General features: G+C 39.3%; 13 protein-coding genes. 7 read left to right on the top strand and 6 right to left on the bottom strand.

Features of this window, described 5'->3' with window-relative positions; genetic code table 11:
• Window position 1 precedes the first annotated feature (1 nt).
• The 6 genes from glnB to DXZ23_RS12570 are packed head-to-tail and all read right to left on the bottom strand — an operon-like array spanning window position 2 to window position 5,104.
• Window positions 2–340 carry a nitrogen regulatory protein P-II gene (gene glnB / locus DXZ23_RS12545; RefSeq protein WP_017805299.1) on the bottom strand — a complete coding sequence of 113 codons (339 nt, stop codon included), beginning with the start codon at window positions 338–340 and terminating at the stop codon, window positions 2–4.
• A 28-nt stretch (window positions 341–368) separates the two neighbouring features.
• Complete coding sequence (gene mog / locus DXZ23_RS12550) at window positions 369–947, bottom strand: molybdopterin adenylyltransferase (protein ID WP_017805298.1); 579 nt, start codon at window positions 945–947, stop codon at window positions 369–371.
• An 18-nt stretch (window positions 948–965) separates the two neighbouring features.
• Complete coding sequence (locus DXZ23_RS12555; protein ID WP_017805297.1) at window positions 966–1,895, bottom strand: phosphatidate cytidylyltransferase; 930 nt, start codon at window positions 1,893–1,895, stop codon at window positions 966–968.
• A gap of 1 nt (window position 1,896) precedes the next feature.
• Window positions 1,897–2,526, bottom strand: a complete 630-nt coding sequence (locus DXZ23_RS12560) for a lysophospholipid acyltransferase family protein (protein WP_017805296.1) — start codon at window positions 2,524–2,526, stop codon at window positions 1,897–1,899.
• 46 nt (window positions 2,527–2,572) lie between these two features.
• Window positions 2,573–3,241 carry a CDP-alcohol phosphatidyltransferase family protein gene (locus DXZ23_RS12565; protein WP_017805295.1) on the bottom strand — a complete coding sequence of 223 codons (669 nt, stop codon included), beginning with the start codon at window positions 3,239–3,241 and terminating at the stop codon, window positions 2,573–2,575.
• 9 nt (window positions 3,242–3,250) lie between these two features.
• Complete coding sequence (locus tag DXZ23_RS12570) at window positions 3,251–5,104, bottom strand: SLC13 family permease (RefSeq protein ID WP_017805294.1); 1,854 nt, start codon at window positions 5,102–5,104, stop codon at window positions 3,251–3,253.
• Between the two features lie 277 nt (window positions 5,105–5,381).
• On the opposite strand from DXZ23_RS12570, the gene DXZ23_RS12575 reads away from it, so the two are divergent.
• The 7 genes from DXZ23_RS12575 (at window position 5,382) to proB (ending at window position 13,057) form a co-directional block, all read left to right on the top strand.
• Window positions 5,382–6,332 (top strand): RodZ domain-containing protein, encoded by a 951-nt coding sequence (locus tag DXZ23_RS12575; protein WP_017805293.1) that lies wholly within the window; start codon window positions 5,382–5,384, stop codon window positions 6,330–6,332.
• 15 nt (window positions 6,333–6,347) lie between these two features.
• Window positions 6,348–7,454 carry a flavodoxin-dependent (E)-4-hydroxy-3-methylbut-2-enyl-diphosphate synthase gene (ispG, locus tag DXZ23_RS12580; protein ID WP_017805292.1) on the top strand — a complete coding sequence of 369 codons (1,107 nt, stop codon included), beginning with the start codon at window positions 6,348–6,350 and terminating at the stop codon, window positions 7,452–7,454.
• A gap of 10 nt (window positions 7,455–7,464) precedes the next feature.
• The gene (gene hisS / locus DXZ23_RS12585) at window positions 7,465–8,736 is read left to right on the top strand and encodes a histidine--tRNA ligase (protein ID WP_017805291.1); all 1,272 of its coding nucleotides are present in this window, start codon (window positions 7,465–7,467) and stop codon (window positions 8,734–8,736) included.
• A 9-nt stretch (window positions 8,737–8,745) separates the two neighbouring features.
• The gene (locus DXZ23_RS12590) at window positions 8,746–9,360 is read left to right on the top strand and encodes a YfgM family protein (RefSeq protein ID WP_017805290.1); all 615 of its coding nucleotides are present in this window, start codon (window positions 8,746–8,748) and stop codon (window positions 9,358–9,360) included.
• A 43-nt stretch (window positions 9,361–9,403) separates the two neighbouring features.
• Window positions 9,404–10,645 carry an O-antigen ligase family protein gene (locus DXZ23_RS12595; protein ID WP_017805289.1) on the top strand — a complete coding sequence of 414 codons (1,242 nt, stop codon included), beginning with the start codon at window positions 9,404–9,406 and terminating at the stop codon, window positions 10,643–10,645.
• A gap of 21 nt (window positions 10,646–10,666) precedes the next feature.
• On the top strand, window positions 10,667–11,656 hold the full coding sequence (locus tag DXZ23_RS12600; protein ID WP_017805288.1) for a glycosyltransferase family 2 protein: 990 nt from the start codon (window positions 10,667–10,669) through the stop codon (window positions 11,654–11,656).
• Window positions 11,657–11,950: 294 nt separating this feature from the next.
• Window positions 11,951–13,057, top strand: coding sequence for a glutamate 5-kinase (gene proB / locus DXZ23_RS12605; RefSeq protein WP_017805287.1), 1,107 nt, complete (start codon window positions 11,951–11,953; stop codon window positions 13,055–13,057).
• The last annotated feature ends 299 nt before the right edge of the window (window positions 13,058–13,356 follow it).

Consider the following 13,356-nt stretch of genomic DNA (forward strand, 5'->3'; position numbering starts at 1 on the left):
CTTAAACTGCTTCCTCGTTTTCTTCGCCTGTGCGGATTCGGATCACGCGTTCCACATCATAAACGAAGATTTTTCCATCGCCGATTTTGCCCGTTTGAGCTGCGTCCATAATGGCTTGAATACATTGCTCCACCAGCTCATCAGGTATCACAATTTCCATTTTGACTTTTGGCAGGAAATCCACCATATATTCCGCTCCGCGATAAAGTTCCGTATGCCCTTTTTGACGACCAAAGCCACGCACTTCGGTAACGGTCATTCCCGTGATGCCGATGTCTGACAGGGATTCACGCACATCATCAAGTTTGAAGGGTTTAATAATGGCTTCGATTTTTTTCATTTTTTACCTCGCTTAGTTAGCATTTGGGTTAGCGTCTTGCCGATTTCGGTCGGAAACTGGCGATAATTTCGGGGTTGGTGTCAATATAAATGCCGTCAATCAGTTGTAGGCAATAAGGCACGGCGGCAAAAATGCCTTTCACCAGCACCTTGCCTTGCTCGTCTTTCACCCCCTCAAGGGTTTCTTTGATCGCCTTTGGTTGCCCTGGTAAGTTTAAAATTAGACTATTTTTGCGGATAACCCCCACTTGACGCGATAAAATCGCTGTTGGCACAAAATGCAAACTCACTTGACGCATTTGTTCACCAAAACCTGGCATTTCTCGATCTGCCACAGCAAGGGTGGCATCAGGGGTGACATCACGCTTGGCTGGCCCCGTGCCACCTGTAGTTAAAACAAGATGGCAATGATGAACGTCCACTAATTCGCACAAGGTTTGCTCAATGATCGGCTGTTCATCGGGGATTAAACGGCTTTCCACTTCAAAAGGATCAACCAAGGCTTGCTCCAGCCATTTTTGTAATTCGGGGATACCTTGATCTTCATACACGCCTTGCGAGGCACGATCCGATACGGAAACTAAGCCAATTTTTAAAAGTGCGGTCATTTTTTCCTCTGTTTTTTATTAAATCCAATAATATCTCACAATATGGAAGAAAATCGGTGCGGCAAAGCATAGGCTATCCATACGATCTAACATTCCACCGTGTCCACTTATCATATTGCCCCAATCTTTCACGCCCATACTGCGTTTCATTGCTGACATCACCAGCCCACCTAAAAAGCCCATTAAACAAATAACCAAGCTAATTAAGGTAGCTTGTACGGCGCTAAATGGCGTTAACCAAGAAAGCAATCCGCCTAACGCTGAAGCACTCAGCACACCGCCGACAAAACCTTCTACGGTTTTGGACGGAGATAAAGTTGGCGCAATTTTATGTTTACCGAATAATTTTCCCCATACATATTGCAACACATCACTTGCCTGCACAATAAGGATCAAAAAGATCATTAATAATAAACTTTTGCCTTCAAATCCTGCAATATTTAGGGTGAGAATGGCAGGAATATGCGAAATACAGAATACGGCTATCATCACCGCCCATTGCACTTTGCTTGAACGATCTAAAAAATGTGCCGTGTCGCCTAGCAATGCGGATAAAATCGGTAAAAATAGGAACGCATAAACAGGAATGAAAATGCTGAACATACTAAACCAATCCACCGCGACAAAATAATATTGCAAAGGCAATATGAAATAAAAGCAGGCCACTAACGCGAGATGATCGCCACGGCGAATTTCAATCAGCGATAAAAATTCCCGTAACGCCATAAAAGAAACGATAAAAAATAAGCCCAATACGCTATAAAAACCGAGATAGGCAGCGGCGAAAATAATTAAAATCATCACCCACCACGCATTAATGCGTGCGTTTAGGTTGTCTATCACCGAATGGGGCGTGGAAAAACCTACTTTCCATTTCAGTGCATAACCAATGCCCGATGCCAATAGCAAGGTGCAAATTAATCCCCAAAATAAATTCCACATTTCCATTTTATGCTCCTTGATGTTTCGGATTAAGATTAAGCAAGGCCTGCTCTGCTCGCACTAGAAATTGCGTTTTATCTTCTTGCGGCTGCCAATGAATCGGCTCGCCCAAATATAGATCACACAGCAAGGGAATTGGCAGAATAAAGCCTTTCGGCAATAAATTATGAGTATTGCTGATCCAAACTGGCACAAGATCCACATTAGGATTGGCTTTGGCTAAATAATATAAACCACTTTTAAAGGGCTGGAGGGCAAGATCATCATTGGTTTTTCTTGTGCCTTCGGGGAAAATAATCAACGAATTTTCTTGTAGCGCTTGGCTAATTTGTTCTGTTACGACTTTAGGATCATTGCCGCCGCGCTCGATCAGCAGCATATTAAACACTTTTTCCGCAAGAAAACGGCGAATTTTGCCTTTCGTCCAATAATCCGCACCTGCCACAGGACGGGTTTTCTTACGCACTTCATAAGGCAAAGACACCCAGAATAAAATAAAATCTCCGTGGCTGTTGTGATTGGCGTAATAAAGCCTTGGCTTATCTGCGGAAAGCAGGGCGATATTTTTCGCCGGACGAACACCGGTAATAAAAGAGGTAAAACGACATAAAAGAAAATCAACCAGTTTAGCGAGCATTTTCATTCTCCTCTGATTTTTGTTGCGTAGCATTTTCTGCGGAAAATTACACCGCACTTTCATTGTCTGTGCGGTTTTCTGCGTGATTTTCAACATTCTGATCTAAAGCCTTGCTTTCCGCCAGCCCTGACTTCACGCGTTTCACGCAAGTCAACATTAGCATCAACACCACAGACCAAGCCAGTCCATAAAAGCAACTCGGCAAAATCGGCATAAAGGTATAAAGTAGCCCAAAGAATCCAAACAAAAGGGCACGATCACTTTTACCAAAAGGCCCGTCATAACGGCGTGTTTGCCCTTGCCCTTGCACTTGCCCTAACACGCCACAAAACTCCGTTAAGGCGGCGAGCCAAATAATCAGCCCGATAACAAGGGGATCAAAAGGGGCAATAAAAGCAAAAGGCAGATACAACGCCGCATCAGAAACCATATCGGTAATTTCATTAAGATAACCGCCTAAACGCGATTTTTGCTGAAATTCTCGCGCTAACATTCCGTCAATGGCATTAAGCGCCATTCGCACAAAAAGCCAAATAGGAATTAAAATAAACAGCCAATGCACCGCAGAAAGTGCGGTCAAAAATAAGCCTAAAATAACTGAAATTCCACAAGCGGCAAGTGTAACTTGGTTCGCCGTAACGCCTTTGCGTTCTAACTTCACCACCGTTGGACGCAGTAAATTTTGAAACTTCGGTTTTAAATCGTAAATACTCATTATTTCTCCTTATTTAAACGGAAAGAATACTGGAACAAGAAACACCGTTGCCAACATAACCAGTAAAGTAAAAGGCACGCCAATTTTGACGAAATCGCCAAATTTATAATTCCCTGCGCCCAGTACCATTGTGTTTACTGGCGAAGAAATCGGCGTCATAAAAGCGGCGGACGAAGCAATCGCCACCGCCATTGCGAAAGGCAATGGGGAAAGCTGCAAATGCTGTGCCATTGTGATGGCTATGGGTGCCATTAAAATCGCAGTGGCGGTGTTAGAAATAAATAAGCCAATCACCGCAGTCAGGGTAAACAAGCTGATTAAAATCCAATGTTTACCCATTCCCCCTACGGTGTTAATCATAAATTCTACGATTAAATTAATCCCGCCTGTTTTTTGTAGTGCGGTGGAAAATGGCATCATTCCCACAATTAAAATTAAGCTCGACCAATGAATGGACGCATAAGCACTTTTCGCATCAACACAGCGGAATTTCGCTAGCATTAAACAGGCGATTAGTGCAGCAACCACGTTCGGCACAACGCCTGTTACCATTAATGCCACCATCGTTACAATGGACAAAATGGCATAAGGCGCTTGGCTTTGCGCGGGCGCAGCACGTTCAATTTCCGCAGGATAATCGAGTACGAAAAAGGCTTTTGTTTTATTACGCATTGCTTGGATCAATTTCCACGATCCCACCACCAACAGCAAATCGCCAATCTTTAATGGCTGTTCAATCAAACTCCCTGTCAAAATCTCATTATTACGCTTAATGCCCACCACATTTAACCCAAAACGTGAACGAAAGCCAATTTCTGCCACTGTTTTGCCGAGATAATCCCCTTCAGGAATTGGCGTGATTTCCACCATTCCCATAAACTTGGCTTGTTGCTCAAAGTGGTAAGGACGCAATTCCGTTGGCTCAAGCTGATGTTGTTGGCAAAATGCATTAATCTCTAATTCAGGATCAGCACAATCAATCAGCAGAATATCTTTTTCACGAATTTCAATTTTCCCTAAAGACTCCGCCAGAAATCTTGGGCGAAAACGCTTCCAACGCTCAATTGCCAGCACGTTCAAGGCATAATTAGAACGCAGATGCAAGGCTTCCAAGGGCTGTCCGATAAAATCCGATCCTGCTCGCACCACAAAGCGTTTGGTGCGTGCTTGTAATTGATAATCTTCAATCAGATCTTGAATGGAATGACGATTCACGCTCTCGCTTTGTTCATTTTCCGCTTGCCCTAACCAGCGGCGAGCCACCAACATATAGACAATGCCCAGTAACAAAATCACAATACCAATAGGCGTGAAAGAAAAGAAATCAAAACGCTGTTTAGTGAGATTGATTAATTCCGCGTTAATCACCAAGTTTGGCGCAGTGGCGATTAAGGTCATCATACCGCTGATTAGCCCAGCCATACTCAACGGCATCATCAGACGTCTTGGCGAAATGTGCATTTGGCGGCAAATCACCAATACCACAGGAATAAAAATCGCCACAATCCCTACGGAACTCATAAAGGATCCCAAACCCGTTACCGCTAGCATCACCAAAATCAGCACACGGGTTTCGCTATTTTTCGCCGCTTTCATCAGCCATTCACTCACTTGATACGCCACGCCCGTGCGCACCAAGGCTTCCCCCACAATAAACAGCAAGGCAATCAAAATAATATTCGGATCGCTGAAGCCTGCAAAGACTTCCTGCACGCTCAAGATCCCACTCACACAGAAAGCGAGCATGACCAACAGGGCGATGACGTCCATTCGGATTTTGTTACGAATAAAACAGAACACCGCAATAGCAAGAAAAATAACAACTGTAAGTAAAGGAATATTAGCTATTAATGATAAAGGCATCGATTACTCCCCTATTATGTAGGTAGTTGAAGTGATTGGAACTATCATATCATTATTCCTTAATAACGGACTTACCTCATCACTCGTTGTCCCAAGTATATCACCCTAATATTATAAATAGTTATCTTCAATTTTGTCTTTTTACATCAAAGATTTTCCTGATAAATAGTTGCAAAAAGGTGTAGACAACTTTAAACTTTAAAGGATTTTTAACATATAGAATCATGATAAAAATGTAGCTTTTATTTTAGCACTGAATGCCTGAAGAGAATTTATTATGACCACCTTAAATGAGGATAAAGAGATTAACCAACCAAGTTTAGGAAAATTATTTTTTCACTCTAGAAATGCGTTGAATTTATCTTTGGAAGAAGTATCTAAACAGATCAATTTACGTCTTTCGATTTTACAATGTCTTGAAAATGATGAATTTACCCATCGTACTATTTCAGCGACTTATATGAAAGGATATATTCGTAATTACGCAAAATTTTTACGTTTACCTTCAGAAACTTGGGAACCTGTTATTGCTTCTCTTGCTGAAACGACAGTAAATGATTTATCTCGAGGAGCAAGAGCAAATAAAGCAATAAATCAGCATAATTCACACAATTATTCAATAACTTGTATTTCCTTTATTATTGCAGCTATTCTGCTGATTTTAAGTGTACTCTGGTGGTGGGAAAATTATCAAAAATCAAATATTGAACGTGATCATTTAGTGCAAGAATATGTTGGGAATCAAAAAAATACATCCGTCAAATTAGAAAGCAAAGTACCTGAGCTTCCTAAATTAGAAACAATAGAAGAAGCTCAAGCTGTAAAACAACTAGCTATCGACGATATTGAGGAAAATAAACATTCCAATGAAGTTATTTTATCTTCCAAACCTGATGTGGAATCCATCGTTAGTACTAAAATTGCAGAGATACCAACCGCTCATAAAGAAATTTTAAATAATGAAAAGATAGTGAATAGTCCTAATGCATCAAATACCCCAATATTACAGATTAAAGTAACTGAATCAAATTGTTGGATTAGCGTAAAAAACGAGCATCATCAAGTATTAGCTCAAAAATTATATAATAAAGGGGATGAGTTAATTTTTAATGAAAATACTATCTATGATTTAACCATTGGTGCTCCAAGCAATGTTGAAATCATTTATAAAGGAGAAGACTATCCATTAAAAGTTGATGGTCGAGTAGCGAAATTTAAATTGCAGTAAGCAAAGAGTAACAGAATGTCATCATTTAAACCCAGTATTAAACGTCGTGAATCGACAAAAATTTATGTCGGCAATGTGCCTGTGGGGGGCGACTCGCCGATAGCCGTGCAATCTATGACCAACACCCGCACCACAGACGTGGAAGCTACAGTGGCACAAATTAAAGCCCTTGAACGTGTTGGGGCGGATATTGTGCGGGTTTCTGTACCCACAATGGATGCAGCAGAAGCGTTTAAATTAATCAAGCAACAAGTGAATGTGCCATTAGTGGCGGATATTCATTTTGATTATCGTATTGCTTTGAAAGTGGCGGAATACGGCGTGGATTGTTTGCGTATTAATCCCGGTAATATTGGGCGTGAAGATCGCATTCGTGCCGTGGTGGATTGTGCCAAAGATAAGAATATTCCTATTCGTATTGGGGTTAATGCGGGATCATTGGAGCGTGATATTCAAGAAAAATTTGGTGAGCCAACGCCTGAAGCCTTGCTCGAAAGTGCCTTACGCCACGTTGAAATTTTGGATCGGCTTAATTTCGATCAGTTTAAAGTGAGCGTGAAAGCCTCAGATGTGTTTCTTGCGGTAGAAAGTTACCGTTTATTGGCAAAAGCGATCAAACAGCCGTTGCATTTAGGCATTACCGAAGCAGGTGGTGCAAGAGCGGGGGCGGTGAAATCTGCAGTGGGGCTTGGAATGTTGCTCGCTGAAGGAATTGGTGACACCTTACGCGTTTCTTTAGCCGCTGATCCTGTAGAAGAAATTAAAGTGGGCTTTGATATTTTGAAATCCTTGCGTATCCGCTCTCGAGGGATTAATTTCATTGCTTGCCCAACCTGTTCCCGTCAAGAATTTGATGTGATCGGCACAGTGAACGCCCTTGAACAACGCCTTGAAGATATTATCACTCCAATGGACGTTTCCATTATTGGCTGTGTGGTGAATGGGCCGGGCGAAGCACTGGTATCAGATCTTGGTGTTACGGGTGGCAACAAGAAAAGCGGTTATTATGTTGATGGCGAACGCCAAAAAGAACGTTTTGATAATGAAGATCTAATCAATCAATTAGAAGCAAAGATTCGTGCTAAAGTGGCACAACAAGATCCAAAAAATCGAATTATTTAAGGAAAATATTGTGGCGAAAACAATTCAAGCAATTCGTGGAATGAATGATTGTTCTCCAACTGAAAGCCCGTTGTGGCAATGGGTGGAAAGCAAGGTTCGTAATGTTTTACAAAGTTATGGTTATTCTGAAGTACGTATGCCGATTGTGGAAAGCACCCCACTTTTTGCACGTGCTATCGGTGAAGTTACCGATGTGGTTTCTAAAGAAATGTACACCTTTTGGGATAATGATGAACAGCTTACCCTCCGCCCTGAAGGAACAGCGGGCTGTGTGCGTGCGGCGATTGAACACGGCTGGATCTATAATAATGAGCAACGTTTGTGGTATCTCGGGCCAATGTTCCGCCACGAACGTCCGCAAAAAGGGCGTTATCGCCAGTTTCATCAGGCAGGCGTGGAAGTGTTTGGGATCGCCAATCCAGAAATTGATGCGGAACTCATTTTATTAACGGCTCGCTTGTGGAAAGAACTTGGTATCGATCAACACGTTAGCTTACAACTCAATTCTATCGGCTCTTTAGAAGCACGAAAAAATTATCGTTCGGCACTCGTTGCTTTTTTACAACAGCACATTGATTTACTTAGTGAAGAAGAAAAAGAACGCTTAGAAAAAAATCCATTACGGATTTTAGACAGCAAAAATCAAGCCCTGCAACAAGTGCTAAACGACGCACCTAAATTATTAGATTACCTTGATGAAGAAAGTCGCGAGCATTTCGCCCAGCTTTGCACCTTGCTTGATGAAATGGGGATTGCTTATGAAGTTAATCCTAAACTGGTGCGAGGCTTGGATTATTACAACAAAACCGTTTTTGAATGGGTTACGACCGCACTGGGTGCCCAAGGCACGGTGTGCGGCGGTGGGCGTTATGACAGCTTAGTCGAACAACTTGGTGGACACGCCACAACAGGTGTGGGCTTCGCGATGGGGTTAGAACGCTTAATCTTGCTAGTTCAAGAAGTGAATAGCCAAATTCATTTACCAAGAGCGGTGGATATTTATTTGGTTTATCAAGGTGAAGGCACGACATTGACCGCGTTCCAATTAGCAGAAAAACTGCGTACAAACCTACCGCACTTACGCACAATGACCCACTGCAGCGGCGGTAATTTCAAAAAACAATTTAAGCGTGCAGACAAAGTAGGAGCGAAAGTTGCCCTTGTCATTGGTGAAAGTGAAGTGCAAAACCAACAAGTAGTGGTGAAAGATTTACAGGGCGGTGAGCAGCAAACTATCGCACAAACCAACGTGATCGATTTTTTAAAAACTGTATTTGAGTAAGGAAAAACTATGGCTTATACCATTGAAGAAGAACAAGAACTGAACGAAATTAAAAACTGGTGGAAAGAAAACGGTAAAATGGTCATCGCCATTTTTGTTTTAGCTTTCGCGGGAGTATTCGGCTGGCGTTATTGGCAATCTCATCAAATCGCACAGAGCCAGCAACGTTCTCTCCAATATGAACAAATTGTACAACAATTCCAAGAGGATAAAGGAAAAATTCAGGACATAGAACAATTTGTACAAAGCAATAGTAAAACTGCTTATGCTGTATTTACTTTATTAGATACCACGGCGGTTTCTGTTCAAAATCAAGATTTTTCTCAGGCAGAAAACCTACTTAAGCAAGCTCTGCTAAATTCTGATGATGATATATTACAATCTCTTGTTTCATTACGTTTAGCGTTAGTTCAATTTCAGTTAAAAAAATTTAATGATGCGATGCAAACTTTAAATTCTATTAAAAGTAATAGTAGCTGGGACAGTTCAGTCTTATTATTAAAAGGCGATATTCAATTTGCACTTGGAGAAAAAGAGGAAGCCAAAACGACTTTTCAAGAGGGTTTAAAAAAGGCAGACTCTACAATGATCGAATCATTCCGAGTAAGATTAAATAATTATTAAGATATGATTTTTATTGATGTGTCTAAAATATATAGGTTAACTTATGGAAAAAAACAAAAACTGGGGTGATTTATTTATTAATTTCACTATCGCTTTGTATTTTTTGCTATTCCTTCTTTTCTCAAGAAGTTATAACCTTGCACCCACACTATTAATTATTAGTGCTATTGTATTTGTATTTTTAAAGAGAAAACAAATAGATTTTTTTACTGAGAAAGAACACAAAATATTAGTTCTAAGCTATCTAGTATATTTCGTAATAATATTACTTACTGTTATTTTACATCAAGATAAACTAAAAGATTTAGATAAACCTAGTAGAATCATACTCTATTTACCGGTACTGCTTTTATTAATTCATTATAAATTAAGATTTAAGACATTATTATATAGCATTCCTATGTCAGCTATTTTAGCTGGATGTGTTGCCTGTTATCAGTGCTTTTACCTTGGAGATTGGGGAGCATTTAAGCATGTTCAATTAATTCAGGGTGGCGATATTTCTATGTCGTTGGGAATATTTTCAATTTGTATGATGTTATATAGCCTTAGTAAAGGTCATAAACTATTAGCCTTATTTTGTTTTCTAGGTAGTCTAATGGGAATATTTGGAAGTATTTTATCCACAGCTAGGGGAGGATGGATTGTATTGCCTATTATTATCCCTTTTATCTTGATTATATATCGTAAATTTATACCTAAATATTTTATTCCCCTTATGTTAGGTGTATTTATTATTTCTGGTTATCTATTTAACTTAACAGATGGTGGACGCTTAAGAGATCGCATAATGACCACCCAAGACCAAATTACTAGATATTTCTATAAGAATGATTCGGATACTTCCCTTGGCTATCGCTTTGATATGTGGAAAGGTGCTTGGATCGCTATTAAAGAAAAACCTATTTTAGGATGGGGAAATGAAGGCTTAAAAAGTAAAAAAGAAAAGTTGGCTGAAAACGGAATTATCAGTAAACATTCTGCAGAATTCTATCATAACCATAATCAATTTATTGATGAAACCGCAAAACGCGGAATCATCGGATTAATTGGGTTATTAACCATTTTTCTTATTCCTCTAAGTTATTTTGGGTGCCGATTAATAAGACAAACTAACCTAGAAATACGATGTTTAGCTTTATGTGGAACGGTACATATTATTTCCACAATGTGCTATAATTTATCTCAAGGCTTCTTCGCACATAATTCAGGAAATACCTTTTATTTTCTTTCAGTTATTATTTTTTACGCAGCAATTAAAGTACAGGAGAAAAAGCATTCATAAATATGCTCTAAGGAAAACAAAATGAAATTTTCGATTATTATTCCGTTTTATCAAGCTGAACATCATATTTTGGTATCATTGACATCCTGCTTAAACCAAACATACCAGAATTTTGAAGCTATCTTTATAGATGATGGCTCAACGGATAATACTTCATCGATTATTGAAAGCTATATGGCATCTGAGCCGCGTATAAAATTATTCAAACATCCTAAGAATATGGGAACTTTTTGGGCTAGAAAAACGGGTATAGAAGCTGCTACCGGAGAATATATCCTTTTTTTAGATTCCGATGATGAGTTAACAAAGGATGCCTTAGCTTCTTTATTTTCTCACCCTAAATCAGATATTGTTATGTTTCAATATTTAAAAAAAAATTGTTTACAATCTCCAAAAATGATAGGGGGGGGGGTAGAAGAAGCCTTACCTTATTTAACTTCTTCTCAAGAAATCACAGATTTCACCAATATTCAATCACATAATGCCCTCTTAACGGCTCTACTACAAAATCGAAATATCATAAATTGGTCCGCCGCTGGAAAACTGTACAATGCAACCTGTTTGAAAACCGCAATCAAAAAATTGGCTTTTATTAATCGTAAATTTATTCTTGCCGAAGATTTGCTTATTTATATGGCTATGTTAATGGAAACAAACAGTTTTTCATTTATAGATAACGTGTTTTATATTTATCATTTCAATCCTTTATCTAGCACTCACGAAGGTAATAGCATCAGCCTTAAAATTAAGCAACTTTCCCTTGCTCAAACCTATCTATTGACCTATCAAAAGCAATTCAAGAATGAAATTACCTCTCAAGATAATAGGCTTATCGAATACTTTCTAGAATGCTCTTTCGTGGAAATTTATACTTACCTTCAAACCACGATAAAAAACAAAGCTAAATTTATTTTCTATTTATCAAAATATTTTCTTTCAATAACTAACGATATGAAGAAACGATTCATTGTTTTTTCATACAAGAAATACAAACAAAAGAAATTAGTGTAATTTGTAAGAAATACCCTTTTTCCCCTTAGCAACACATTAAAATTATACTTAATTTTTGTTTAGTACAAAAATAAGATAGATACCCTATAAATAATACTTTAATGCAATGTAAAACAGTATTATGCTAATAATTAAATAGTTACATTTCTCTTTTACACTTTCAAAATTAGATCATTTTGTAATGAACGTAGTGAGAAATTTATTTTAAATAATAGAAAGTGCGGTGGAAATTTAATTCATTTTTTTGGATTTAATGATAATTTCTAGGCGATCGAGAATAAGGATAAATTAAGAATGAAAGCACAAAAGAAAACCATTGTCGTCAAGTTTGGAACAAGCACCCTCACGCAAGGAACAACGAAACTTCATCGTCCGCATATGATGGAAATTGTGCGACAAATCACCCAATTGCATCAAGCTGGTTTTCGCATAATTATTGTTACCTCTGGGGCAATGGCGGCGGGGAGAGATTATCTCAATCACCCAACCTTACCCCCTACCATCGCCTCAAAACAACTGTTGGCAGCAGTGGGGCAAAGCCAACTGATTCAAACGTGGGAACAGCTTTTTTCCATTTATGATATTCATATTGGGCAAATTTTACTCAGTCGAGCCGATATTGAAGATCGCGAACGTTTCCTCAACGCCCGCGACACCCTTAACGCCTTGTTAGATAACGGTATCATCCCCGTGATTAATGAAAATGATGCAGTGGCGACAGCGGAAATCAAAGTGGGCGACAACGATAATCTATCCGCATTAGTGGCGATCTTAGCACAGGCAGAACAGCTTTATTTGCTGACGGATCAACAAGGCTTATTTGACAGCGATCCGAGAAAAAATCCCCACGCAAAATTGCTTTCTGTGGTAGAAAAAATCACCGATGACATTCGCCAAATCGCAGGCGGCAGCGGCACGACACTTGGCACAGGCGGAATGTCCACCAAAGTTATCGCCGCCGATGTTGCTACCCGTTCAGGAGTTGAAACCATCATTGCCCCAGGCAATCGAGAAAATGTGATTGTGGATTTAGCTTATGGCGAAAACATCGGCACAAAATTTAGGGTGCAAACCGACCGTCTTGAAAGCCGTAAACAATGGCTTTTCGCTGCCCCTTCCGCTGGCACAATTACCATTGACGAGGGGGCAACAAGTGCGGTGCTAATTCAACATAAATCTTTATTACCAGCTGGTATTTTAAATATCGAAGGGCGTTTTTCTCGCGGTGAAGTAGTTAAAATTCAACAGCCGAACGGAAAAATCATCGCCCTTGGTATTCCTCGCTATAACAGCGATGCCTTGCAGTTAATCAAAGGCAAAAAATCCCAAGATATTGAGCTAATTCTCGGTTATGAATATGGCTCAGTGGCGATTCATCGTGATGATATGGTGGTGCTGTGATTTTTAATTCTTAAATTATCATCAAGCTACTGATAGCTTATCCTTGCTTGTGTACAGTTATGTATGCAAAACCATTATTTATTCATATTCAGTCAGGGAAAATCTTTATAGGAAGTGTGCATTATCTAATTTTTATTGTGCAAAAACTCAATAATAAATTACATTGATGAACACTTCTTTTTTATGCATTGCAGTTAGATTATTAAAACGCATTTTTTATCGCTTCTAACTTACTACTTTGTTGAACGTAGAATGTACAATGGATATTGATATATTAATTTGCTAGAAAATAGCTTCAG

This window comes from Avibacterium paragallinarum (assembly GCF_900450705.1).
Taxonomy (GTDB): Bacteria; Pseudomonadota; Gammaproteobacteria; order Enterobacterales; family Pasteurellaceae; genus Avibacterium; species Avibacterium paragallinarum.